This is a genomic window from Kribbella sp. NBC_01484 (genome assembly GCF_036227145.1).
Lineage (GTDB): Bacteria > Actinomycetota > Actinomycetes > Propionibacteriales > Kribbellaceae > Kribbella.
This window is the reverse complement of the sequence record NZ_CP109437.1, coordinates 6,948,658-6,974,097: the sequence shown is the minus strand read 5'-3', so window position 1 is coordinate 6,974,097 and position 25,440 is coordinate 6,948,658. Positions and strand designations below refer to the sequence as shown.

Sequence of the window (25,440 nt, the reverse complement as noted above, 5' to 3'; positions counted from 1 at the left end):
TCAGTGCCCGGCCGACGGCATGTAGCTGACCTCGTCGACGTCACGGACGATCGGCGGTTCCTTGATCCACAGCATGGTGAGCCCCGCCAGGCCGAGGAGTAGACCGGCGAACCGGATGGCATTGTTGGGGTTCGCGCCGAGGACGTTCTCGTAGATCGCTCCGAAGGTGACGGACTGGATCAGCATCGGGACGACGATCATCATGTTGATGATGCCCATGTAGACGCCGTACCGGGTCGACGGGATCATCCGGACCGCCATGATGTAGGGCACACCCATGATCGAGGCCCACGCGATGCCGAGCCCGATGATCGGGATGAAGAGCAGGTACTTGTTGCTCACCGACGGGAAGATCAGCAACCCGACTGCGGCCAGCATCAGGCAGACACAGTGCACCACCTTGGCCCCGCGCCGGCGGGCGAAGGCGACCAGCGAGAAGGCGACGCTGAAGGTGACGATGTTGTACCAGCCGTTGACGAGGCCGGTCCACGCGACGGCGTCCTCCTTGCCCTGATCGGTCGGCGGGAAGACGGACTTCCAGATGGACAACGCGACGAACTGCCAGTAACAGACCATGCCGTACCACTGGAACAGGTAAACCAGGCCCAGCTTGCGCAACTCGGGCGGCATCTCGACGATCGCCTCGCCGATCTCCCGCATGGCCGAGCCGAAGCCGCCCCGCTTCGCCCGCAGCGCGGCGAGTTCCTCCGCACTCGGCGGGATCTCGGGCGTGGTCAGCACCGAGACCAGAACCGTCCCGATCGAGCAGACCGCGCCGAGCATGAACGACCCCACCACCCAGTACGGGATACCGGCTTTGGTGGCGCCGTCGATCAGCTGCTGGAAGACGTACAGCGAGATGTTGGCGAGAGTGATACCCAGGCCGGTGAAGAAGGACTGGGCCAGGAAGCCCTTGCCCAGCTGGGATGGCGGCAGCTTGTCGGCGATGAATGCCCGGTACGGCTCCATCGCCGTGTTGTTGCTGGCGTCGAGGAGCCACAGCAGCAGCACGGCCATCCAGACCGCCGTGACGAACGGGAACAGGAACAGGCAGATGCTGCAGCCGATGGCACCGGCGATGAAGAACGGCTTGCGGCGACCCCACCGAGGGCTCCACGTCCGGTCCGACAGGGCTCCGATGAGCGGCTGGATGAGAAGACCGGTGATCGGTCCGGCCAGGTTCAGGATCGGCAGGTCGCCCGGATTGGCGCCGAGGAACTCGTACACCGGGTTCACGGCGGTCTGCTGCATCCCGAAGCTGTATTGGATACCGAAGAACCCGAGATTCATCAGCAGGATCTGCCGCATGTTCATCAGCGGCTTCTGCCGGACGATGGCGGTGTGCTGCAGGCTGGAACGCTGCTCGACCGAACTCATGGCGTGGCCTCCTGCCGGCTCGTCTTGACGAGGAAGTCCTGAAGCCGGATCAGTTCCTTCTCCCAGCCCTCGCCGTGCCAGCCGGCGACATCGGGTTCGTAGGGGCCCTGGATGATCCGGACCAGCGTCCCGTCACGCCCGGTCTTGGAGAACTCGACCCGCAGTTCGAGCGGTACGTCGGGGTCGATGCCGGGATCTCCGGTGATCCGCTCCCGGGACACAAAGACGTCGGGGTCGAAGTACTCGGTGTAGACGCCGTCGGTGCCCACTCGGGTGCTCGGATCGTTGTCGCGCACCTTGAGGTGATAGTGATGGCCGCCGAGCTTCTGCTCGCCCCGCAGGCTCTCCGTCTCCACGTGCCAGCCCGGGGAGCCGCGCCACTGGGCCAGCTCCGTCGGCTCGGTCCATGCCCGGAAGACTCGCTCGCGGGGGTAGTCGAACTGGCGCTCCACCGTGACGATCACATTCGCAGTCAAGGCTCCTCCTCCGTCAGCGCCGTCACTCGGGTCGTGGGCGGAGGGCATCGGGCGAGGCCGACGGGAGTGGTAAAAGCGTTTTCATAGGGAGTGTGACATGAGTCACTGGAGATGGACAAGGGCGTGTCGCGTTGACTCCGTAAGTCCTTATTTCTTAAGTCTTTACTGGCGGTAGGATGGGAAAAAGAATTGGTGAAAGCGTTTTCATCCGGAGATCCGTGAAGCAATCCAGTTGGAGTGAGTCGTGAGCACTGAGCGGGGGCGGGAGTCGTCGGCCGGCCGGCCCGGCATTCTCGACGTCGCCGCTCTGGCCGGCGTATCCCCCGCCACCGTGTCCCGATCCCTGCGCGGACAGTCCAAGGTCGCTCCGCAGACCCGCCGGCGCGTGCTGGACGCGGCGTATCAGCTCTCCTACGTCGCCTCACCCCAGGCGTCCGGCCTCGCGTCGGGCCGGACCCGTGCTATCGCAGTAGTCGTCCCGTTCATCACCCGCTGGTTCTTCAGCACCGTAGTCGCCGGCGTGACGGACGTCCTGCGCGAGTCCGGGTACGACGTCGTCCTCTACCACCTCGGCAGCGCGAACGACCGCGACAGGTTCTTCGAGCGGATGCCACTCGCCCGACGGGTCGACGGCATCCTCTCGCTGTCGATGCCACTCTCCGAGGAGCACACACTGGCGCTACGCGCCCTCGACCTACCGCTCGTCAGTGTGGGTTCCCACGTGCCTGGCTCGCCCTCCGTACGCATCGACGAGATCGCCGCGGCCCGAACCGCGGTCAACCATCTCCTGCACCAGGGACACGAGAAGATCGGCCTCATCGCCGGCGTACCGGACGACCCGGGCTTCGGCTTCGCCTCCTCCGAGCAGCGTCGTCGGGGCTACGACCTGGCCCTGAGATCCGCTGGGCTCACGGTCGATCCGGACCTCACTGTCACCGGTCACTACGGGATCGAAGGCGGCGCGGCCGCGATGGCGCAACTGCTCTCGGGACCGGTACTGCCGACCGCGGTGTTCGCGGAGTACGACGAACTGGCCCTGGGGGCACTCTGGGCGCTACGCCGGGCCGGCCTCCCGGTGCCCGAAAGAATGTCGGTCGTGGGCATCGACGATCACGAGCTGGCACAAGTCCTCGACCTGACGACCGTGGCACAAGACGCCCACGAGCAGGGCGCGGTCGCCGCCCAGCTACTGCTGCAAGCCTTGGAGACACCGTCGGACCACGAGCCGGACACCGACATCGTCCTCCCGACCTACCTCGTCCTCCGCGCCAGCTCAGCACCCCCACGCCGAACCCGCCGCAAACACTGACCACCCGCATCCTCGAAGCGGCGCCAACACAGCCCGCGACGCCGAGTGCGGCACTGACTCGACCAGTCCTGAGATCCTCGGCAGGGAAGCTCCCGATCGACGAGATCTGGACGACCAACTTCATTCACTGCTGGAAACGGCAGCTCCCGCCGCCAGCGCGATCGACCAGGCCATGTGCCGGCACAGAGGCTAGATCGGGACCGATCAGCTTTCGCGCACGACTTCTCGCGCGTTCTTGTCGTCGCGCAACCCGGTGTACCGCGGATGCCGGAGCAGCCCGTCCCGGGTCCACTCCGTGAAGCCGATCTGCGCCACGAGCCGCGGTTCGACCCAGTGCACGTCCCGCTCACGAACGCGTCCACGGGTGAACGGGGACTGTTCCCGCTCCAGGCTCTGCATTCGCGCGTGGAGGTCGGTGAGCACCGAGGCATTGAAACCCGTACCGACCTTCCCGGCATAGACGAAATCGTCCCCGTCGAAGTAGCCGACGAGCAACGCGCCGAAGTCGATCCGGGAGCCCTTCGGTGCGGTGTAGCCGCCGATCACCAGTTCCTGGTCACGCACGCACTTGAACTTCAGCCAGTCGTGCGACCGACCGGCGGCGTACGGCGAATCGGCCCGCTTGGCGATCACGCCCTCGTCACCCCGCGCGCACGCCTTGCGGAACTCCTCCTCGCCCGTGGTGTTGCGATGCGCCGTGAACCGCAGCGGATCGGCGAGATGGACGGCGTCGCGGAGCAAGCGCTTGCGCTCCCGCAACGGCAAGCCCCGGACGTCGTACCCGTCGAGATGCAGCACATCGAAAACGTAGTGGAAGACAGCTATGCCGGTCCCCCTCGCAGCGACAGGATCGGTCAGCCCCAAGCGGCCCTGCAGGCGCTCGAAGCTGGTGCGGCGGCCGACGAACGCCACGACCTCACCGTCCAGCACCGCGGCCACCTCGCACTCGCTCGCCACCGCGTCGGCGATCTCGGGGTAGGTACCTTCCAGCGGCTTGTCGTTGCGTGTGCGCAGTCGGACCTCGCCTGACGCCGTACGGAACGCCAGGCATCGCACGCCGTCCCACTTCCGCTCGAACAACCACTCCGGATCGGAGAAACGCTCGTCTGTCAGCGTGGCCAGCATCGCACTCGCCGACGTGGGCGCCGGCTGCGGCCGGCGATCGTCGGTCGGCATCACTTGTCCTCCAAACGGAAGTCATGCTTGCGGGGGCACTCGCCGAGCTTGGTCAGCGCCTCCAGCTCGCGAACAGTGCGTCCGGCTCTCCGTCTGAAAATACGCCCCCGTCGAACATCTCGTCCGAGACCTTGAACGCGTAGGGCTCGAAATCCTTGGAGTACACCTCGCCCCAGGGCGACGAAGAACTGCGCCTCCCGAGGCTGATGCATCACGAGTGGTTTTCGTCGTTGGATGCGTTGCTGCGAGGATCTGCGGCATGGCCCGCGACAGTGCACGGCGGCGGATGTACCGGATGGCTGCAATACGCCGGTGGTTGGACAGGACAACCGTGACCTGGGTCCCGCCGACGCCGGGTGATCTGACCAGCCCTTTTCGCTTCCTTTTCTGGCTTACCCGATCGCAGTCACGACGTGTCGCGATGGGTGCGACGTTGGGCAGCTGCTGGATGATCGGTTTGGCGGTGCCACCTTGGGTGCTGTCCCGTGCGGTGGATGACGGGCTTGTCGCAGGCGATACTGCCGCTCTCGTCGGGTGGGCGCTGGTACTGCTCGTGGTCAGTGTGATGAACGCGCTGCTGGGGATCGCTCGGCATCGCACGATGACCAAGATCCGGATGGACGCATCATTTCGCTCGGTCCGGGCGACGGTGTGGCACACGTCCCGCTTGGGTGCCTCTCTGGCGCGTCGCGTGAGCGCCGGGGAGGTGGTGACCGTCGGCATCGCCGACGTGAACACTGTTGCGCAGGCGTTGACTGTCACCGGGCCTGGTGTTGGCGCGGTGCTGGCCTATGCCGTCGTTGCGGTCGTGCTGTTCACCATTTCACCGTTGCTGGCCGCCCTGGTCCTCGGCGGTGTGCCGCTGCTCGCCATCGCAGTTGGTCCGTTCTTGCGGCGCATTGAACACACCGGCGGCGAGTACCGGGCGTACCAGGGGCGGTTGACGACGCGTCTGGTCGATGTGTTGGCCGGACTCCGCCTGCTGAATGGCCTCGGTGGGAAGGCGTTTGTGGCCGAGCGGTATGAACAACAGTCGCAGGGATTGGTGGATCGTGGCTACCGCGTCGCCGGACCGTCGAGCTGGGTTGGCGCGTTGTCAAGCGGCCTACCGGCGCTGTTCCTGGCCGCCGTGGTGTGGTTGTCGGCAAGGATGGCGGCGGTCGGCGATATCACCATCGGTGATCTTGTCGCCGTCTACGGCTACGTTGCCGTGCTGGTCGTTCCGGTGGCGTCCTTCATCGAGGGCGGTGGCGATATCGCTCGTGCTCGGGTGGCCGGTCAACGAATCATCGATCTGCTCAACCTGCCGGTCGTACGCCACAACGACGACGACCCTGCGACGATCCCGACTGGCTGTGGCCCGTTGGCCGATCCTGACTCGGGCGTGATCGTTCGTCCTGGCGTGTTCACAGCGTTGGTAGCTGCCCGGCCCGCGGAGGCGCTCGCGGTGATCGAGAGGCTTGGGCACCTGAGCACCGATTCCGAGGCAGGTGTGACGTGGGCCGGTGTGCGGATTCACGATGTTGCCCGCGAGGAGTTCCGGCATCGGTTGGTTGTCGCTGACAACCATGCCGAGGTGTTCGCCGGCACAGTGCGGGATGTTGTGGCGGGGCGTCTTGAGCCTGACGATGACCGGATTCGTGCGGCCATCCGTACAGCGGTCGCCGAGGATGTGGTGGAGGCGTTGCCCGGCGGTCTGGATGCGGCGATCGCCGCCGGCGGGAGTGACCTTTCTGGTGGGCAACGGCAACGCATCCAACTCGCCCGCGCCGTCTATTCCACACCCGACGTACTGCTTGCCGTCGACCCGACCTCTGCAGTCGATGCCAACACCGAAGCGGCCATGATCGACCGGCTCCGCGAAGCCCGGCGCGGCACGACCACGGTCGTCACGACGGCGTCGCCACTCGTGCTCGATCGTGCTGACGAGGTCATCGTCCTGATCGACGCTCGCGCTTCGTCAGTTGGAACCCATGCAGAACTTCTCCGCAGCGACTCCTACTATCGCGACCTGGTCTCTCGCGCCCAGGAAGACACCGAAGCCGATGAGTAGGCAGATGCCGGTTGCGGGCGCAGCCGAAGTCCGTACTGCGGCGATCGGAGACTTGGGCGCAGACCGCCGGGCCGTGGTTGGGGTCATCCTTGTCAATGGGCTCGCCTCGGCGGCAGGTCTGACGGGTCCGTGGCTGCTCGGCCGAATCATCGACACCATCCAGGCCGGCTTGGGTGACGTGCTGAGCACGGTGGACCGACTTGCCTTCGGCGCACTGGTGTTGACGATCGTGCAGACGGTGCTCACGTGGTGGGCGCTCAAGATCGGCTATCGGTTCGGCGAACGCACCGCCGCACGCGTTCGCGAGCGATTCCTGGAACGGACCTTGGCGCTGCCCCCACGAGTCGCGGACCATCTTCCCGCCGGCGATCTGATCGCCCGCGGCAGCACCGATGCCTCGCTGGTGGCCATGACATTGCGGTCAGCAGTGCCAGAAGTTCTCGTGGCCGTCGTCCACGCCCTGTTTCTCATCGTCGCGGTGCTCGTCCTGGATCCGTGGCTAGGGCTGTGCGGGCTCGCGTGCCTGATCGGCGTTGGAGCCGCCGTGCGCTGGTATCTGCGACGTGCCAGGCCGGCCTATTTGGCAGTCGCCGCATCTGGTGCAGAGCTGGCCGACGTCGTCGCCAGCACCGCCAAAGGCGCTCGCACGATCGAACTCCTCGGATTGGAACACCGCCGGACACAGGCCACCGAAGCCGCTATCAACCAAGCCCGGTCCGCACGCCTAGGTGCATTGTGGCTGCGAACGGTGCTGTTTCCGTGGTCGGAAGTTGCGCTAGCACTACCGGTGGTCGGCGTCCTTGTCATCGGCGGTGGCCTTTACGCCGATGGTCTGGTCAGCCTGGGAACCGTGGTGACGGCGACGGTCTACTTACGCCAACTCGTCGGCCCACTCAACACTCTGATGCTCTGGATCGAACAGCTGCAAGGAGCCGGAGCCTCCTACGCCCGCGTCGAAGGGCTAGCTGACATCCAGCTGACCTCGAACGGTCAAGGCGCCGACGCCCTCGACGGTGACCGCATCCAAGTGAACAACGCGCATTACAGCTACACGGGTGCTCGCGACGTACTTCACGGAATCAATCTCTTCGTGCAGCCCGGAGAACGGCTGGCCGTCGTCGGCACCTCCGGCGCAGGAAAATCAACCCTCGCACGGCTCCTCGCCGGCCTCGACCGCCCTCACACCGGGTCCGTGACCATCGGTGGTACGCCGGTTGCCGACCTGTCGCCCGACCACCTGCGCGAGCACGTCGTACTCATCACCCAAGATCATCACGTCTTCCACGACACCGTGCGCGACAACCTGCGGATCGCACGACCGAACGCCACGGACCAGGAGCTGTACGCCGCGTTGGACGCCGTCGGAGCCGCGTGGATGGACGGCCTACCACACGGCCTGGACACCGAGCTCGGCCACGACACCGACCTCGACGGCGCCAGTGCCCAGCAGCTCTCGCTCGCACGAGTCGTCCTCGCCAACCCCCACACGCTGATCCTGGACGAAGCCACCGCACAACTCGACCCGAAAACAGCCCGGCGAACGGAACAATCACTAGCCGCCGTCCTCCGCGGTCGCACCGTGATCGCGATCGCCCACCGCCTGCAGACAGCGCACGACGCCGACAGAATCGCAGTCATGGAAGCCGGTGAACTCGTCGAGCTCGGCACCCACGACGAACTGGTCAGCGCAGGACGTGTCGACGGCAAACTCTGGCAGTCATGGCATGCAGGATCATCCGAAGATCAGTCACTGCCAGATGAGGGGTAGCTCGCCTGCCCGCAACAGGTTCGATGACCGGCCAGGTCGGCGCGCTGGTGCTGTTGCACGTCTGGCGAGTGGGGCGGGAAAATCGCCGGAACGGTCGTCCTCTCTACGCCCGCGTGACACCGCCCAGCACCGGTAAGGAGTGACGTGAGAATCTCGTTCTTGTCGTCGAAACCCGAGGGGAGACGGACCGCAGGCCATCGGTCTCGGTCTCGCGCTGTTCCCGCTCTGACAATCGGTGCGCTTGTGGCCGCAACTCTTGTCCCATTGACAGTGGGACAGGCATCCGCCGGCACACCAACACCGTCCGCCGATCCCTCAGCCTCCGAGAGCGTCAACCTCGCCCTCCTGCCGGGTGCGGTCGCTTCCGCCAAGTCCCAGCGCATGACTGCGCCCGCCGCGACGTACGCGCCCGCCAATGCGGTCGACGTGTTCGTGCACAACGGATGGAGCTCGAACTACGCGTCGGTCGGCAACGGCTACGACCCGACCCAGGACTGGTTCCAGGTCAAGCTGGCCACGCCCGCCCCGGTTTACGAGGTGTTCAGCCGCTGGACTTCTCCGGCCAAGCCGACGGAATACGATCTGCAGGTCTCCACGGACGCCGACTGCCAGACCTGGTCGACGGTCACCCACGTGGTGAATCCGAGCGACAAGGATTCCCAGGTGATCGATCGCAAGGACCCGATCTCGTGTGTCCGGATGCAAGCCCTGGCCACGACGTCCACCACCGGGTACACGATCAACGAGTTCGAGATCTGGTCCGGCCCCAAGCCACCGCCGGTCGTGGGACAGATCATTCCCGTGCCGGTGAAGCAGACGCCCGGCACCGGTCAGCCGTGGGAACTCACGGACACCTCCCGGATCGTGATCTCCAGCAGCGCCCTTGCCGCCACAGCTGAGGTGCTCGCCGGTTACCTGCGGCCCGCCACCGGGTTCGTGCTCCCCGTCGTGACAGATTCCGCTACTGCCTCTGACGTCTCATTGAGCCTGGGGCCGGTGTCCGGCGTCCCGGAGAACAAGGCCGCCGAAGGCTACTCCCTCACGGTGTCGAGTGCGGGCGCGAAGATCGTCGCCCCGCAAGCACATGGCCTGTTCAACGGCTTCGAGAGCCTCCGGCAGCTGTTGCCAGCGGCAATCAACTCCCCCACTACCGGCGCCGGGCCGTGGACAGCGCAGCCCGTCACGGTCCTGGACTACCCGCGCTACGAGCATCGAGGTCTTCAGCTCGACCCCGCCCGCAACTTCATGACTGTCGCCGAGATCCGGTCCATGATCGACCAGCTGGCCGCGTTGAAGGGCGACCGGCTGCACCTGCACCTGAGCGACTCCCAGTCCTGGCGGCTGGAGATCAAGGGCTACCCGGCTCTGGACGGCACCGGATGCAACGGATCGGCCTGTATCGCGGGCTTCTACACGCAAGAGGACTTCAAGGACCTGGTCAAGTACGCCGCCGACAGGTTCATCGAGATCGTCCCAGAGCTGGAGGGCCCGGCCCATGCGACGGCGGCGGTCAGATCCCTGGGCGGCGTCGCGGTCGTGGGCTGCCAGGGCCAGACCCAGACCGACCGGTTCTGCACCAACCCGAACGACCCGGCGAGTGAGCGAGCACTCGCCTTCTGGCGGGACGCGATCGCACAGCTTGCCGCGATCTCTCCCGCACCGATCATCCACATCGGCGGCGACGAGGCCATCGGGATGCCCCACGAGGATTACAAGTGGTGGATCGGGCAGATGGAGACCATCGTCAACAACGCCGGCAAGCGAATGATGGGCTGGAATCCCGCACTGGAGGGATACGCACCGGGCTCGACCTCCATCAACCACTACTGGTCCGACTACACCGGCGGCGGCCCCCCGCTCATCAAGCCGGAGTGGTTCAACCAGGGCCGCAGCGTCATCACGACCCCGGAATGGAACGCCTACCTCGACTTCGGGTACGACGGGTCTCCCGGCCGGACACCGCGGACCGAGCTCGACAAGGCCTACTCGTGGGACCCGGAGTGGGTGTACGAGAAGTACCGGTCCGTCTGGGCGCAACCGGCGTACGGCGGACCGAAGGCGGAGGACATCATCGGCATCGAGGCGCCCATCTGGGGCGAGCAGATGCGTGGGCTGGCCACGAACGAGTTCATGGTGTTCCCGCGGCTGGCCGGCATCCTGGAGAAAGCCTGGTCTCCCAAGGTGCTCACCCAGGACTACGACGCGTATCGCCAACGGCTCAGCGTCGCCGGACCTCGGTGGGCCTTCGGAGGAGTGAACTTCGGTTCGATCGCCCAGGTCACCTGGAGTCCGGAGGCGATGGGCACGGTCACCCGCTTCGGCGTGGACAAGACCGTGAGCAACGCACCTCTGGGACGTCTGGCCGCCGGCTCGATTCCGCCTGGTGAGTTCACCGCCATGATCGATTGGGGCGACGGATCCCCGGCCGAGGCCGCCGGTATCGCAGCACGCGATTACGTGGCGAGCCAACGTCAGGGCAGAAGCCTGATGACCGTCAGCGGGAGCCACACCTACTCGGTGGACGGGGTCTATCACGGGACTGTCACCTACAGCCGTCAGGGCCAGACCTGGGACGTGCCGTTCGTCGCGACCGGCGTCCCGTCCTGTACGACGATGGTCACCGGGACGCACCAGGATCCGTTGACCGTGTCAGCGGGCGTCGCCTGCTTCGACGGCGCGACTGTCTCGGGACCTGTAACCGTGGCTGCGGGTGCCGGACTCTACGCATCCGGGTCTGAATTCCGTGGCCCGGTGACGGCGTCCGGGGCAGGCAGCGTACTGCTGTGCGGCACGACCGTGTCCGGGCCGGTGAGCGTGACCGGTGGAACCCGGGTCTGGCTCGGCAACCACAATGGCGAGTGCGCGCCCCCGACGGTCGGGGGTCCGGTGAGGGTCAGCGTCTCGGTGGGTCAGGTGACGATCGACGGCGCCACCGTCGCCGGCCCGCTCGTCGTGCAGAACAACACCGGCTCGACGATCGTCTCCGGCAACCACATCAGCGGGCCGCTGTCCTGCACGGGCAACTCCCCCGCGCCGACCAACGCAGGCCAACCCAACACCGCGTCCGGCCCGAAGTCGGGCCAGTGCGCCGGACTCTGACAGCCGGTAGCTGAACCCGGCGGCCCTGCGCACCCACGAGCTGCGCAGGGCCGCTCCGATCGCCGGACGGCGGTCAGCGGCGCCGCCTTCTCGCGAGGGTTGTCAGTTTGAAGGCGGCGCCGGTGGTCAGGCCGTAGACCAGGTGGGCGCTGAGGTCCATGGCCAGGACCTTGTAGTGGTACTGCCAGATCGGGCGATAGAGCTTTGCTGCCGGGAGTACGACGTAGCTGGTTCCCCACACCCCGGCGCCGAAGATCGCGCCGTACCAGGCCCGGGGCTTGGGTGCGGACCCGGCGACGACGCCGTACGCGGCACCGTTCGCGATCCCGTACCCCCAGTGCATGATGTTGTTGACCAGGGCGGCTCTGCTGTCCGGCAGTTCGCGCTGGAAGAGGCCCTCGAACAACCGTCTTCCGACCTGTGCTGGGGCGGCTGCCTGGTCCCAGGTCTGGATGTCGGCCGAGAACTCCCAGCGGCCGGCCTCGCTCTTGCCGCCGCCGCTTCGGTACTCGGCGTACAACAGCGCGTCCATGGCGAGGGTCCCGATCGTGCCCGCGACCAGCCCACGAGTGATGGCTCCCAGCGGTGTGAGTCGATCGCGCTTCATCATCCTGCTCCTTCGAACATCTGCGAGTCTCCTTCGATTCTCAGGATCGTCCGGCTGCGCGTGCGTCGCGCCCGGGTAATTCCCTGGTCCGCGGGACTGTCCGTGGCCGGCGTGGCCGGACCAGGGATTTGCCCAGGCGCGATCAGCGCATTCGAAGGGCATCGTCGTAGACGTCCATCGACCAGAGGAGAGGACCATGAACAGCACGCCGGCCGAGGGTCTCGCGTACGAGGTGTTCGTCAGTGAAGCGCCCGCGCAGCCCGGTGCCCTGCCGAATGGTGCGCCGAGGAGTTTCTCCCCGATCGCAAGCACCCTGATCTACGGACAAGAGAACGCCGTTCTGTCAGACCCTGGCTTCAACCCCTCCACGGCGCGCGACCTGGGCGACTGGGTGGCCGGCAAACGACGCAAGCTCACCGACATCTACATCACGCATGGCCACGGGGACCACTGGTTCGCGGCACAGCTCCTCGCCGACCGGTTCGGCGCTCGCATCGTCGCGTCGGCGGGCGTGATCCGGCAGATGCACGCCAGCGTCGCCGCCCGGCCGTTCCTGTGGGACAAGATGTACGACGACATTCCGCCGTCATCGGTCACCGCGGTGACGGTGCCGGACAATCGCTTCGCGCTGGAGGGCCACGAACTCCGGATCGTCGACGTCGGCCACGGTGACGCCGACGACTCGAGTGTCCTGCACGTCCCGGACCTCGGGCTGGTCGTCGCCGGCGACGTGATCTACAACGGCGCCCACCAGTACGTCGGCGACGCCCTGGGACCCGACGGTCTCGCACCGTGGCGGGCCGCGATCGACAACGTCGAGGCACTCGCACCGCGAACGATCGTTGCCGGACACCTGAACCGGCTCGGTGACGACAACGCCGTCCGCCAGATCGCCGCCACCCGGCGGTATCTCGACGAAGCCGAAGCCGCCCTCAAGACCGAGACCACTGCCCTCGGCTACTTCAACCACATGATCGAGCTCCACCCCGACTACGCAGGGCAGCTGATTCTCTGGGCCGGCGCCGGTGCGCAGTACGGCGTCCGCGAACACCCGGCCGCCAACAGACCGCAGATCGTCGCCTCCGCCTGGCTGTGAAGGGATATCTGAACGCCACCGTCGCGTCGTCGTGAGAATGCCCGACGAGCCTGGTAGCCGTCCCACGCGACCAGCGGATCGGTGTCGTCGGGCCGGCTTCTGCCCACGCGGGATGTTCCTGTCAGAGGTGGTGCAATCCGCGGCGACAGCGTAGCCAAGCCGCCTTCACATCCGGGTCAGCCGGTCAGCATGTTGCTAATGGCAACAACTGCAGGACGCGGGTGCCCCGAACACTTCGTGCGCCTCGCGGAGTCGCGCTCATCGAGTGACCGAGCCCGTAGTGTCTTGGTATGACGAATGTGTGTTTCGCCGGTATCACCGGGTGGACCGCGGCGCCGATCGTCGCTGCCATCGCAGCCTCCGATGACCTGACGCTCACCGCCGGAGTGTCCAGATCGGCGGCCGGTCAGGACATCGCGACGGTCACCAGCTCGAATGCCGGCGGATCGATCTACGGGACGGTCGCCGCGGCCTTGCGATCGGCTCCGGTGGACGTGGTCGTGGACTTCACCAGCGCCACCGCGGTCAAGACGAACGTGGTCACGGCGATCGAGGCCGGGATCCATGTCGTGGTGGGGTCGAGCGGGCTGACCGCCGCCGACTATGCGGAGATCGATCGTACGGCGCGTGACCGTGGCGTCGGCGTGATCGCGGCGGGAAACTTCTCCGTGATGGCGGCCGTCCTACTGCGTGCCGCGTCGATGGCCGCCGAGCACCTGGAGCACTGGGAAGTGCTCGACTACGCCAGCGACCAGAAGCCCGATGTCCCCAGCGGCACGTCCCGGGAGCTCGCCGAAACCATGGGCAGTGTGCACCGGCCCGGGACTGCCATCCCGCTCCCCGACCTGCACGGTCCGGTCGAGGCCCGAGGTGCCGAGGTTGCGGGCACCCGGATCCATTCCATCCGGTTGCCCGGTTTCGTCGTGACGACCGAGGTGGTGTTCGGTGGATCAGGGGAACGACTTGTGATGCGCCACGATCCTGGTTCGACCGCGGACCCGTACGTCGCCGGGACCCTCCTGGCGATTCGCCGGGTCGCCGACGAGCCAGGACTCCGAAGAGGACTCGCCTCACTCCTGTACGGCGATCCTGACGCGGATCGCTAGCTGTTCACCATGGGCCGGACAGTTAGGAGTCTTCTCGGCGTTTGCGTTGTTCGCTGGTCAGGTAGGTGGCGACGGCGAGGGTGGTGAGGAGTGTGTAAGCGAGTGGGAAGGATTTGTCGCGGCCCTGCGAGCCGCCCCAGTGGTCGTAGCCGAAGGCGCCGATGAGGACGGATACCACGAGCGTGAGTGCAACGTTCAGTGGCACTGCCGCGCGGACCGCCTGCGCGAACTGGCGCCAACCTGAAGGCTGGACCACCTGGCGCAGGGTGGCCAGCCAGCGCAGGTGCAGGTCGTACCAGCGGGCCGGCGAGCTCCGAGCTGCATCGACGGCGCCGTAGGCGACAGCCCACAAGGCACCGCCCACCGCTGCTGTGACCAGTCCTGCAGTGTCAGAAGGCAGTTGGTCTGTCAGACCCAGGAAATACAGCCAATCGAAGAGCCATCGCATCAGCAACACGCTGAGGACGACCGCGGTGGCCAGGAACAGCAGCAGCCCGAGCCACCACTGTGTCTGCCGGATCCGAGCCGAGACCGGCGCCGCGTTCCCCCAGTCGGGGGACAGAACCGCCGGAAGACTCTTCGCTGTGGGGGCGACCGCAGGCCCCGGCGCGGCCGGCGATCTGGCCAGGACGATCGTGCCGGCCACGTCGAACTCCCACTTGCGCGGATTCTGCAGGTGCGGTTGCCCGGCAAGCTGTCGGCGCGCGTACTCATACATATCGTCGACAGAGACCAGGCCGTCTCCGTCGATGTCGGCGGCACCGGTCTGGAGCCCGCGGGTCACGCTGGACGTGAAGATCGACGGCGTGGCACCTCCGACCACTTTGTCGCCCTCGAAGGCGTACTGCGTCGCATCGGATGCCGTCAGCACCACCAGGCCGCGGGCGTCGAAATGATCCGCGGTGTGAACCGAAGGATCGGCCTTGACGGACAAGCCTCTGGCGAACGCGCCGCTGTAGCAGCAGTCCAGCACCAGAACCTTGCAGCGCGACCGACAGGCGAACAGAACGTCGTTCACGAACCCAGCCGAGACAGCCGTCGAGCGCAACCGATCGCGTCGCGTATCGCGCGCGGCGAAGTACAACCTGCCCTGCTCGTCCTTCAGCCCGTGGCACGACAGATACAGCAGCACCAGGTCACCACGGTCGCGTTCGGCCGCGAAGTCCTCGATGGTCTGAGAGATCTGCCCGGATGCACCATCCAGCACGGACGACACCGCAAACCCGCCGATCGCCGGATCCGCCAGCACACTGGCCAGCGCGGCAGCGTCGTACGCGGGCGATACCAGCTGCGCGAGGCCCTCATCCTCGTACGCCGATGTGGCCACGATCAGCGCGAGCCGTCGCGCGACACCATCGCTTCCCACCATCCCGACCCCCCCGTCACAAGCGAAGATCTCCCCCGCCGCAGGAACTGTCAAGCCTCCGTCCTGGCTGGCCGTCGGGACCGGCGTGACCTAACGTCCGTAGGGAGACGCCTCCGACGATCAGGAGCAGCGATGACCAGTACGACGCTCACGCCGCAGACGGACCGGGAGGACCTGCAGCGGTTCCAGATGTACATCGGCGGACAGTTCGTCGACGCCCTGTCGGGCGCGACCTTCGCCTCGAACAATCCCTACACCGGCAAGGACTGGGCGATTGTCCCGGATGGGACGGTCGAGGACGTCGACCGAGCGGTCCGAGCCGCGAGGGACGCTCTCGACGGTCCCTGGAGCAGCATGACCGGCTTCCAGCGGGCGCGGCTCCTCCAGCGACTCGGCGACGTCATCGCCGCCAACGCCGAGCGACTGGCCCGGCTCGAGGTCGCCGACTCCGGCAAGCTCTACCGCGAGATGATCGGCCAGATGCGGTACCTACCGGAGTGGTACTACTACTTCTCCGGGCTGGCGGACAAGATCGAGGGCCGCGCGATCCCCTCGGACCGGGACAACTTCTTCGTTTACACCCGACGCGAGCCGGTCGGTGTCGTCGCGGCCATCACGCCGTGGAACTCGCCACTCCTGCTGATGACCTTCAAACTCGCCACCGCACTCGCGGCCGGCTGCACCTTCGTCGTGAAGCCATCCGAACACTCCCCCGCCTCGACCCTCGCCTTCGCCGAACTCGTTCACGAAGCCGGGATCCCGCCTGGCGTGTTCAACGTCGTCTGCGGGCTCGACCGGTCGGTCGGCGCATCGCTGGCCGGGCACCCCGGCGTCGACAAGGTCGCCTTCACAGGGTCGACCGCGACCGGTGCCGCCGTGGCCCAGGCCGCCGGCGCGAATCTGAACCGGGTGACACTCGAACTCGGCGGTAAGTCCGCTCAGGTGGTCTTCCCCGACGCGGATCTCGCCGCAGTGGCCAATGGCGTCATCGCCGGTGTCTTCGCCGCGACCGGCCAGACCTGCATGGCCGGATCACGCCTCATCGTGCACGAGAGTGTCCACGACGAACTGGTCGGTCTCATCGTAGAGCGTGCCGACCGGATCCGGCTCGGAGACCCCAACGACGAGGACACCGAGATGGGACCGGCCGCGAACACACCGCAGTACCAGAAGGTGCTCGGTTACCTGGAGACGGCGCGGAAGGAAGGGGCCGTGATCGCCTGCGGTGGCGGTCCCGACCAGGACCACGGCGGCCTGTTCATCCGACCGACCGTACTCACCAGTGTGAGTAAGGCGCATACCGTCGTCCGGGAGGAGATCTTCGGGCCGGTCCTGGCGGTGTACACGTTCCGCGACGAGTCCGATGCGCTCGGTCTCGCCAACGACACGCCGTACGGTCTGGCCGGTGCGGTGTGGACGAAGGACGTGCACCGCGCGCACCGGGTCGCCGCGCGGCTCCGGGCCGGCAACGTCTGGATCAACGCCTACCGCGTCGTCGCTCCCAACGTGCCGTTCGGTGGCTTCGGCGCAAGCGGAATCGGCCGTGAGAACGGGCTCGATGCGATCCACGAGTACACCGAGGTCAAGGCCGTCTGGGTCGAACTCACCGGCGCCACCCGCGACCCCTTCAAACTCGGCTGATCAGGAAAAAGCTCGTGCCCGCGCAGGATTCGCGCGTAGGCTCGGGTTCATCTGATTCGTGCTCAGGGGGCAAAATGAGCCAGCCAGCGACGCAGTCCGACTACCCCGACCACATCGACGCCGCCGTACTGAAGATCGCCGGCGTCGTGGTGCTGGGCGCGGTGATGTCGATCCTCGACATCACGGTGGTCAACGTCGCCCTGCCGACCTTCCAGATCGAGTTCGGCACGCCCGGCAACCCGGTCTCCTACGCACATGTCGCCTGGACGGTCACGGCGTACACGCTCGCGCTCGCGACCGTGATTCCGCTGACCGGATGGGCGGCCGACCGGTTCGGCACCAAGCGGCTCTACATGGCCGCGATCTTCCTCTTCACCGCCGGGTCCGCCCTGTGCGCGACCGCGTCGACCATCAACATGCTGATCGGCTTCCGCGTCCTGCAGGGCCTTGGCGGCGGCATGCTGATGCCGCTGGGCATGACCATCATGACCAGGGCCGCGGGGCCCCACCGGATGGGGCGGCTGATGGCCATCCTCGGGGTCCCCATGCTGCTCGGCCCGATCCTGGGACCGATCCTGGGCGGCTGGTTGATCGAGGTGGCGAGCTGGCACTGGATCTTCCTCATCAACGTGCCGCTGGGCGTGATCGCACTGGTCTACGCCTGGTTCGCGCTGGCCAGGGACACCGCGCATCGGTCGGAGTCGCTCGACGTCGTCGGGGTGCTCCTGATGTCTCCCGGTCTCGCCTTGTTCCTCTTCGGCGTGTCCTCCCTGCCCGCCGAGAACGGTGATTTCGGTGCGACCCGAGTGTGGCTCTCGATGCTGGTCGGGGTGCTGCTGATGGCGGCGTTCGTCTGGCACTCCTTCCGGCCGAAGCACCCGTTGCTCGACCTGCGGCTGTTCCGCAACCGCAACCTCACCGTCTCGATCATCACGATGTTCCTGTTCGCCGCGGCGTTCTTCGGCGGCCTGCTCCTGGTACCCACCTACTTCCAGCAGATCCGCGGCGAGTCCACCCTGCAGGCAGGTCTCCTGGTGGCGCCGCAGGGACTCGGCGCCATGGTGACCATGCCGATCGCCGGGAGGCTCGTGGACAAGGTGCCGGTCGGCCGGATCGTGCCGTTCGGGCTGGTGCTGATCGTCATCGGCATGTTCGGCCTGACCCAACTCACGGCGACGACGCCGTACCTGCTGATCATCGGCATGCTGGTCGTGATGGGCTTCGGGATGGGCGCCACGATGATGCCGTTGTTCACCTCGGCGCTGAAGACCCTCCCCGGCCCCCAGGTCGCGCGCGGCTCCACCCTGCTCAACATCACCCAGCAGATCGCCTCGTCCTGCGGCGTCGCGACGATGTCGGTCATCCTCACCAATCAGCTCAACAACTCGCCGATCATCCCGGGTACGCAGAACATCCCCGGGCTGGACGGAGGCCTCCGCGAGACCCAGGCGGCCATCGCGGCCAATACCCGCCCGGGCGGAATCGCCCTGCTCCACCTCGACCCCGCCGCGGTCCTACGCGGGCTGGTCGACGCCGCCGCGTCGTTCGCGCACACCTTCTGGGTCGCCTGGGTGCTGGTGGTGCTCACGCTGGTGCCGGCCCTGATGCTGCCCCGCAAACGCGAGGTGACACGCCTTGTCGTCGACGACCAGGTACCGCCCGCGGTGGTCGACTGACCGACTCGCTTCCCATAGCGTCGCCTCAGCCGGGATGGGAGGTGGGGCGTTGCAGGGTCGACGGAGTCTTGTGTGTGTCGGTGACCTTGTCGAGGACGTTGTTGTTTGGGCGGCTGGTGCGACGCGGGCGGGTACGGACAACCCGGCACGGATCCGCCGGGCACGCGGCGGCGCGGCCTCCAATGTTGCTACGTTTGCGAGCAGTCTCGGGACGGCGGTTCGGTTCGTCGGGCGGGTCGGGGACGACCCCGTCGGCGCGGCACTGGTGCGGGACCTGGCCAGGGCCGGTGTCGACGCCAGGGTCCAGAGGCAAGGACGAACCGGCACCATCGTGATTCTGGTGGATGACGATGGAGAACGCACGATGTACCCCGACCGAGCGGCCGCGGCTCAGCTGGCCGACGTACCTGACCTCTGGCTCTCCGGCGCGGACGCCATCCACCTCTCGGCGTACTCCCTCGCCGGGCCGTCGCTGTCCGTCCTCCGCCAAGCGTCCGGCATCGCCCGTGCCGAAGGCGCAATCCTCACCATCGATGCGTCCTCGGTCGCTCTCATCGATGCCGTCGGACCTACGCCGTTCCGTGCCCTGATCAGAACACTGCAGCCGACGTACGTCTTCGCGAACGGGATCGAAGCCGACGCCGCCTCCCTGCGAGACCTCGCCACTTCTGGTACGACGGTTGTGGTCAAGAACGGCGTGGAGCCCACTGAGGTTCACCTCGGCGGCAACAGGTCAGCAACCGTCCGGGTACCCCCTGTCGACGAGGTGCGTGACACGACTGGCGCCGGCGATGCGTTCGCCGCGGGCTTCCTGTCCGCCGTACTCGATGCAGCCGATGCCGTCGAGGCCGTCGAAGCCGGCCATCGCCTTGCCCGGAGGGTTCTCGGCGAACCTGGTGCCACCCTGTCCATGACCACTGACGAGAACGGAACTGTGTGTGATTGAGCCCATCTTGTCCAACGACGTGGCGCACGCTCTGGAGAGAGGTCGCGCGGTCGTCGCGCTCGAGTCGACGATCTTCTCGAATCTCGGCCTGCCGGCGCCGGCGAACGCCGACGCACTCGGACTGTGCCAGCAAGCAGTCCTCGACCACGGCGCCACACCAGCCGTGACCGCGATCCTCGACGGCCGGCCGCATGTCGGTCTCTCGCCGGACGAAGAGAAGCGAGTGCTGCAGGGCACCCGCAAGGTCGCCGAGCGCGACCTGGCAGTGGCCCAGGCACAAGGATGGGACGTCGGCGTCACCACCGTCTCGGCGACGGTTGCCTTGGCCCACGCCGCCGGCATCTCGGTGTTCGCCACCGGCGGCATCGGCGGTGTCCACCGCGGATCAGAACTCAGCGGCGACGTCTCGGCCGACCTCGACGCGATCGCCAACCACCCAGTCATCACCGTGTGCGCCGGCGCCAAGGCCTTCCTCGACCTGCCGCGAACACTCGAGTATCTCGAGACCGCCGGTGTCCCGGTCCTGGGCTGGCAGCACGACTGGTTCCCGGCGTTCTACACGCGGTCGAGTGGTCTGCCGATTCCGCACCGGGTCGATGACGAGGGAGTCGTCTGTGACGTCCTCCGCTTCCAGGCGCGGTCGGCTACCGGCGTCCTGCTGACTGTTCCGATTCCCGTCGACGACGAGATCCCGGCGTCGCGCATCGACGCCGTACTCACGGCGGCGTTGGATGCGAGTGCCCGTGCCGGGGTCGCGGGTCCCGCCGTCACGCCGTACGTCCTCGCGAGGATCGAGAAGGAGACGGACGGGGAGAGCATCCCAGCCAACCTCGCCCTGGCCCGGAACAACGCTGACATCGCGGCCCGGATCGCGGTCACGCTCGCCGGGTGATCCAACGGTCGTCAGTCAGTCGCCGGCTGCTTGCTCGAGCTTGTCGAGGAGGGCGGCTCCGAAGTCCTTCGCCGGCATGTCGGCCACGGACAGCAGGGTCGCCGTCCTCTGAATGCCCGGGATCCGCCAGACCTGGTCCATCAGGATCGTCCTCAGCTCGCCGTAGTCGCGGACCCGCATCCGGATCAGGAGATCGAGCTCACCGGTGACCAGAGTGACGTCTTCGACCTCCGCCAGGTCCCAGAGGGCGGCCATGATCGCGGCGACGTCATATCCCGGGCCTGCTTCGATCGAGAGGAACACGACCTGCCCGTAGCCGACGACCGACCAGTCGACCTGGGCGCTGTACCCGGTGATGACGCCATTGCGCTCGAGCCGGGCCATCCGCTCACCGACAGTGGGGGCGGAGACTCCGAGCATGGTGGCGATCTGGCGCTGCGACGTACGACAGTCCGCCACCAGGATCTTCAGCAGGGCCAGGTCGATCGCGTCGAGCACGTACGGTTCGCGCGCCGTCGCGGCCACGTCACGGACGTGCGCCAAGGAGGAATGATTATCGGCGAGCATGAGGATCTCCCGCGGTCTCGGAGACGAGACGTAGTTGGGCGAAGGCGAGGATGCCTTCGATTCCGCCTTCGTAGCCGTAGCCGGAGTTGCCCAGGCCGCCCAGGGGTACGTCGGGCAGCGACGGAGCCAATTGGTTGACGCCGATGTTCGACGCGCTCAGCCGCCGGACGACCTCGTCGCGCACATCCATGCTGTTCGTGAACAGGTACGCCGCGAACGCGTAAGGCGCCGCGTTGGCTGCCGCGATCGCCTCGTCCAGCGTGCTGAACGACGAGACGGTCGCGATCGGACCGAACGGCTCCTCCGACAGGATCATGGCGTTGGAGTCCAGCGGCAGTCCGGCGACGACGGTCGGCTCGAAGTAGAAGCCATCGCGGTCCACTTGCCGGCCTCCGGTCGCGATGACGGCGCCATGATCGGCGGCATCGCGGGCGAGCCGGACAAGTGCGTCCACCCGTCCCTGGTGTGCGACCGCGCCGAGCGTCACTCCATCCTCGGTGCCGTGGCCAACGATGTAGGACGCCGCCTTGGCCGTGAGCTTGTCGACGAACTCCCGGTACAGGGACTCGTGAACGAAGTACCTCGAGGGCGCGACACACGACTGACCGGCGGAACCGAACTTGGCGGCCGCCGTGGTGGCGATCACGTGATCCACGTCGGCGTCATCCATCACCAGTACGGGCGCGTGCCCGCCCAACTCCATGACTGTGCGGATGAGGTTCGGAGCCGCCTGCGCGGCCAGCGTCTTGCCGACGGCCGTGGATCCGGTGAAGGACAGAGCCTTGATCGCCGCGGAGCAAGTGAGCTGTTCGGAGACCGCCTGCGGATCACCGAAGACCAGATTCACCACCCCGGCCGGAAGACCCGCCTCCACCAGCAGTTCGACGATGAGTCGTGCGGTGGCCGGGGCGAACTCCGATGCTTTGAACACCACCGTGCAGCCCGCGGCGAGGGCGGCGCCGAGCTTCCGCGTCGCCAGGACAGCCGGGAAGTTCCAAGCCGTGATCACCGCGACGGGACCGAGCGGAGTCGGAATCGAGAGGCGGCGCGACCCGGCGGCAACGCCGGGGAACACGCTTGCTGGGATTCGGCCGGCCTGCTCGCCGTTCCAGCGCAGCGTCTCCGCGGCGCGGCCGATCTCGCCGCGGGCGTCGGCCTCCGTCTTGCCGGTCTCCAACAGGATCGTCGCCACGGCCTCCTCGCCGCGATCCGCGAGCAGTGCGGCCGCACGCCGGAGGATGTCTCCTCGAGCAGCGGCCGGCGTCGCCGACCAGGCCGGGAACGCGTTCTCGGCGGCGGTGATCGCCTCGGCGACCTGGTCGGCGCCGGCCAGCGAGACGGCTCCGATCGTACGACCGTTGCCTGGGTCAACGTTGTCGAGTGCCCCGGCCTTGCCCGGGATCCAGGATCCGTTGACGAACAGGTCCGCACTCATCCGCGCGAGGGCGGTGTCAACGGACATACGATGCTCCGTTCACGTCGATCGTGGTGCCCGTCGCGTGCTTCGCCAGACCGCTCGCGAGGAACGCGATGATGTTGGCAACGTCCTGCGGTTGTGCGACCTCCCCCAGACCGGTCTGCTCCGCGGCGACCTCGACGCCGACCGTGTCACGGAAGTGCTCGTTCAAGTCGGTGTCCACATACCCAGGAGCGACAGCGAAGGCGGTCACGCCGTGACGGCCGTACTGGCGTGCGATCGTGCGCGTCATCGCAACCACACCGGCCTTGGCGGCCGCGTAGTGCCAGTACTCCGGATCCTCGCCACGAAACGCAGCGCGCGACGCCAGGTTGATGATGATGCCGCCCCGGTCCAGTCGGGCGTACGCCGCCACCGCCTCGCGGCACAGGACCGCGGGCGCCTTGAGATGCAGGTCTAGCGAGAAGTCCCAGACCTTGAGCCACTCCTCGAGCGGGGCGTCCAGTGGAGCAGGCGGATAGGCGCCGGCATTGTTGACCAGGACGTCCACGTGCCCCTTGACGGCCCAGGCGTCGTCCCACAGCTTCTTGACCGCCGCCAGGTCGGTGAGGTCGGCGACCAGGGCCGTAGCGCTGTCACCGAGTTCCTTGGCGAGAGGATCGAGCGCGGATCCCGAGATGTCGTGAATCAGCGCATGCCCGCCTTGGGCAACCACCGTGCGAGCGGTCGCCGAGCCGATACCACCGCCGGCGCCGGTGATCAGAACAACGCGCCCCTCGAGGCTGCCCACAATCCACCCGCCCCTCTTGATTCTTTCAGATGTAAGCCCAGGATGGCTCAGTTGTTATCATTCTCCAAGTTCGGGACCTGAGTGATCTTACGGAGAGGTTGTTCGAATGAGTGGGCTGCGTGTTCTCTTTCTCGGTGGAACCGGCATCATCAGCTCGGCCTGCTCCTGGCGAGCAGTCGAGCTGGGACTCGACCTCACGGTCGTCAACCGGGGCCAGACCTCGATCCGCCCGCTCCCGCCGGAGGCGAAGCAGATCACCGCCGATATCGACGACCCGGCGTCCTTGGCCGCCGTTGCCGGCCAGGACTTCGATGTCGTGGTCGACTGGATTGCGTTCACGCCCGATCAGGTGCGCACCCGCACCGACGCGCTGCGCGGACACGTCGGCCAGTACGTCTTCATCAGCTCTGCCTCGGCGTACCAGACGCCACCAGCCCGGCTGCCGATCACCGAGTCGACGCCGTTGCGCAACCCGTTCTGGCAGTACTCACGCAACAAGATCGCCTGCGAAGACCTCCTGACCGGGCTGTACCGGGACGAGGGCTATCCGGCCACGATCGTGCGGCCTTCGCACACCTACGACCGCACTCTCGTCCCGTTCGACGGCGGCTGGACGATCGTCGAACGGATGCGCCGCGGCCAGCCCATCGTGGTGCACGGTGACGGGACCTCGCTGTGGACTCTGACGCACCACCGCGACTTCGCCCGCGGGCTGGTGCCGCTGCTCGGCCACCAACGCACGCTCGGCGACACATTCCAGATCACATCCGACGATGTCTTGACCTGGGACCAGATCGCGCACGCGCTGGCCACGGCAGCTGGGACGTCAGCACAGATCGTCCACGTTCCGTCCGATGCCATCGCCGCCGTACATCAGGGGTGGGGGGACGGCCTGCTGGGCGACAAGACCCATTCGGCGGTCTTCGACAACAGCAAGCTCCGCCAAGTGGTCCCGGACTTCGTCGCGACGATCCCCTTCGAAACAGGCGCCCGCGAGATCATCACCTGGTACGACGAGGACCCCAGCCGGCGCCGCGTCGACAGCAACATCGACGAGGCGATGAACACGCTCGTCGACCGCTACTCACGCTGACGTACCGCCCCTCCGAGGCTCCGTCGGCGGGGGCAGCAGACGTTGGGCCAGGTGGAGGATGAGGGAGTCTGGTGGCTGCCAGAAGGTGTGGTCATCGGCTGACAGCGCGTAGGTCAAGGCCCCGTCGTCGATGCAGTCGAGCAGGCCCGAGTCGGCGAGTTCGTGTGCCGACCACTCGTAGATCTGTTGCAACCGCGGGACGATCACGCCGTAGTCCAGAAGCCGGCCGAATCCGAGCTCGTTCCGCATATAGAACCGCACCTCCTCGCGCAGTGGATACTCGTCCGGCAGCACTCGGGACAACTGGAGGAAGATCCCGGCCATACCGAGCCTCGGGTCACCGAGCAGCGGGGCGAGCGGACGAAGCCAGCCCAAGGCGATCCGGGGCGCCGCGACGAGGGCATGGGTGTAGAGCACCCTGCACAGCACGACGTTCATGAAGAAGCGCTCGGCGACGGTCTCCGCCTCAGCCAACGCGCGGTGCTCCAGATAGCCGGCGATCACGCTTCCGTTGTGCGCTCGCCACCACGCCCTGGCGGTCGGGTACTGCGCGAAGGACAGCCAGAACTCGACCGTGCGCGACGAGGCCGAGCCCGACAGGTCGCCGCTCAGCGCCACAGCCTCGCAGCCGTCCCGAAGGACACGCTCATTCACGGCCCGCCACCACGGACTTCCCGGACGATCACTGAAGGGTGGCTGCAGCACACCGCGCCGCAACTCCCATTGCATCGCCGACATCGCCGCCCGGCGATACGGCAGATGCCGAGGCGCCTTCCCGAACGGACCGTAGTAGCAACGCTGCATCAGGGCGAGCCGGCCGGACGGATCGTCGCGGACCGCGGCGACCTGCTGCTCGGCCCAAGCAGCGGCCGTCATCCCAGTTCTCACCGCCACAGGATCGCACTCACCCCGGACGCCTACAGCACCTCACGACAGTTCGCCGCCGACCTCCGCTGCCAGCCCTGTTCCGCTGACCGCGCCTGGC

The 25,440-nt window shown here is 67.0% G+C and carries 20 protein-coding genes; 11 read left to right on the top strand and 9 right to left on the bottom strand.

What is annotated here, in order from left to right; all coding sequences use genetic code 11:
• The gene (locus tag OG555_RS33760; protein ID WP_329476618.1) at window positions 1-1,377 is read right to left on the bottom strand and encodes an MFS transporter; all 1,377 of its coding nucleotides are present in this window, start codon (window positions 1,375-1,377) and stop codon (window positions 1-3) included.
• Window positions 1,374-1,853 (bottom strand): SRPBCC family protein, encoded by a 480-nt coding sequence (locus OG555_RS33755; protein WP_329476617.1) that lies wholly within the window; start codon window positions 1,851-1,853, stop codon window positions 1,374-1,376. The genes OG555_RS33760 and OG555_RS33755 overlap by 4 nt, the downstream gene beginning before the upstream one ends.
• 244 nt (window positions 1,854-2,097) lie before the next feature.
• On the opposite strand from OG555_RS33755, the gene OG555_RS33750 reads away from it, so the two are divergent.
• Window positions 2,098-3,162: a LacI family DNA-binding transcriptional regulator gene (locus OG555_RS33750; RefSeq protein ID WP_329476616.1), complete on the top strand. Its 1,065-nt coding sequence runs from the start codon at window positions 2,098-2,100 to the stop codon at window positions 3,160-3,162.
• A 204-nt stretch (window positions 3,163-3,366) separates the two neighbouring features.
• On the opposite strand, the gene ligD is transcribed toward OG555_RS33750, so the two are convergent.
• A complete protein-coding gene (ligD, locus tag OG555_RS33745) occupies window positions 3,367-4,338 on the bottom strand; it encodes a non-homologous end-joining DNA ligase (protein ID WP_329476615.1) in 972 nt (323 codons plus the stop codon).
• A 331-nt stretch (window positions 4,339-4,669) separates the two neighbouring features.
• Here ligD and OG555_RS33740 point away from each other — a divergent pair, with 331 nt between their 5' ends.
• The 3 genes from OG555_RS33740 to OG555_RS33730 all read left to right on the top strand — a co-directional run bounded on the left by OG555_RS33740 (window position 4,670) and on the right by OG555_RS33730 (window position 11,258).
• Complete coding sequence (locus OG555_RS33740) at window positions 4,670-6,391, top strand: ABC transporter ATP-binding protein (protein WP_329476614.1); 1,722 nt, start codon at window positions 4,670-4,672, stop codon at window positions 6,389-6,391.
• Complete coding sequence (locus tag OG555_RS33735) at window positions 6,384-8,159, top strand: ABC transporter ATP-binding protein (protein WP_329476613.1); 1,776 nt, start codon at window positions 6,384-6,386, stop codon at window positions 8,157-8,159. The genes OG555_RS33740 and OG555_RS33735 overlap by 8 nt, the downstream gene beginning before the upstream one ends.
• Window positions 8,160-8,540: 381 nt before the next feature.
• On the top strand, window positions 8,541-11,258 hold the full coding sequence (locus tag OG555_RS33730; protein ID WP_329476612.1) for a beta-N-acetylhexosaminidase: 2,718 nt from the start codon (window positions 8,541-8,543) through the stop codon (window positions 11,256-11,258).
• Window positions 11,259-11,331: 73 nt separating this feature from the next.
• Here OG555_RS33730 and OG555_RS33725 read toward each other — a convergent pair whose 3' ends face one another.
• The gene (locus OG555_RS33725) at window positions 11,332-11,868 is read right to left on the bottom strand and encodes a DUF1440 domain-containing protein (protein WP_329476611.1); all 537 of its coding nucleotides are present in this window, start codon (window positions 11,866-11,868) and stop codon (window positions 11,332-11,334) included.
• 193 nt (window positions 11,869-12,061) lie between these two features.
• On the opposite strand from OG555_RS33725, the gene OG555_RS33720 reads away from it, so the two are divergent.
• Entirely contained in the window at window positions 12,062-12,961 is a 900-nt protein-coding gene (locus OG555_RS33720) for an MBL fold metallo-hydrolase (RefSeq protein WP_329476610.1), read from the top strand.
• A gap of 290 nt (window positions 12,962-13,251) precedes the next feature.
• Window positions 13,252-14,067, top strand: a complete 816-nt coding sequence (gene dapB / locus OG555_RS33715) for a 4-hydroxy-tetrahydrodipicolinate reductase (RefSeq protein ID WP_329476609.1) — start codon at window positions 13,252-13,254, stop codon at window positions 14,065-14,067.
• Between the two features lie 22 nt (window positions 14,068-14,089).
• Here the strand turns inward: dapB and OG555_RS33710 are convergent, their stop codons facing one another.
• Window positions 14,090-15,436: a caspase family protein gene (locus OG555_RS33710; protein ID WP_329476608.1), complete on the bottom strand. Its 1,347-nt coding sequence runs from the start codon at window positions 15,434-15,436 to the stop codon at window positions 14,090-14,092.
• 129 nt (window positions 15,437-15,565) lie between these two features.
• On the opposite strand from OG555_RS33710, the gene OG555_RS33705 reads away from it, so the two are divergent.
• From OG555_RS33705 to OG555_RS33690, 4 genes are all read left to right on the top strand, one after another.
• Window positions 15,566-17,074, top strand: a complete 1,509-nt coding sequence (locus OG555_RS33705; RefSeq protein WP_329476607.1) for an aldehyde dehydrogenase — start codon at window positions 15,566-15,568, stop codon at window positions 17,072-17,074.
• Between the two features lie 74 nt (window positions 17,075-17,148).
• Window positions 17,149-18,750 (top strand): DHA2 family efflux MFS transporter permease subunit, encoded by a 1,602-nt coding sequence (locus OG555_RS33700; RefSeq protein WP_329476606.1) that lies wholly within the window; start codon window positions 17,149-17,151, stop codon window positions 18,748-18,750.
• Window positions 18,751-18,784: 34 nt separating this feature from the next.
• The gene (locus tag OG555_RS33695; protein ID WP_329476605.1) at window positions 18,785-19,696 is read left to right on the top strand and encodes a carbohydrate kinase family protein; all 912 of its coding nucleotides are present in this window, start codon (window positions 18,785-18,787) and stop codon (window positions 19,694-19,696) included.
• Complete coding sequence (locus OG555_RS33690; RefSeq protein ID WP_329476604.1) at window positions 19,689-20,588, top strand: pseudouridine-5'-phosphate glycosidase; 900 nt, start codon at window positions 19,689-19,691, stop codon at window positions 20,586-20,588. The genes OG555_RS33695 and OG555_RS33690 overlap by 8 nt, the downstream gene beginning before the upstream one ends.
• A gap of 15 nt (window positions 20,589-20,603) precedes the next feature.
• On the opposite strand, the gene OG555_RS33685 is transcribed toward OG555_RS33690, so the two are convergent.
• The 3 genes from OG555_RS33685 to OG555_RS33675 are packed head-to-tail and all read right to left on the bottom strand — an operon-like array spanning window position 20,604 to window position 23,362.
• Window positions 20,604-21,131: an Lrp/AsnC family transcriptional regulator gene (locus OG555_RS33685; protein ID WP_329476603.1), complete on the bottom strand. Its 528-nt coding sequence runs from the start codon at window positions 21,129-21,131 to the stop codon at window positions 20,604-20,606.
• 10 nt (window positions 21,132-21,141) lie between these two features.
• Window positions 21,142-22,617 (bottom strand): aldehyde dehydrogenase family protein, encoded by a 1,476-nt coding sequence (locus OG555_RS33680; RefSeq protein ID WP_329476602.1) that lies wholly within the window; start codon window positions 22,615-22,617, stop codon window positions 21,142-21,144.
• On the bottom strand, window positions 22,607-23,362 hold the full coding sequence (locus OG555_RS33675; RefSeq protein ID WP_329476601.1) for an SDR family NAD(P)-dependent oxidoreductase: 756 nt from the start codon (window positions 23,360-23,362) through the stop codon (window positions 22,607-22,609). Before OG555_RS33675 ends, OG555_RS33680 begins: the two co-directional genes overlap by 11 nt.
• A gap of 106 nt (window positions 23,363-23,468) precedes the next feature.
• On the opposite strand from OG555_RS33675, the gene OG555_RS33670 reads away from it, so the two are divergent.
• Complete coding sequence (locus tag OG555_RS33670) at window positions 23,469-24,455, top strand: NAD-dependent epimerase/dehydratase family protein (protein ID WP_329476600.1); 987 nt, start codon at window positions 23,469-23,471, stop codon at window positions 24,453-24,455.
• Here OG555_RS33670 and OG555_RS33665 read toward each other — a convergent pair.
• The gene (locus tag OG555_RS33665; protein ID WP_329476599.1) at window positions 24,447-25,343 is read right to left on the bottom strand and encodes a hypothetical protein; all 897 of its coding nucleotides are present in this window, start codon (window positions 25,341-25,343) and stop codon (window positions 24,447-24,449) included. The two genes, OG555_RS33670 and OG555_RS33665, sit on opposite strands and share 9 nt — an antisense overlap.
• Window positions 25,344-25,440 lie beyond the last annotated feature (97 nt).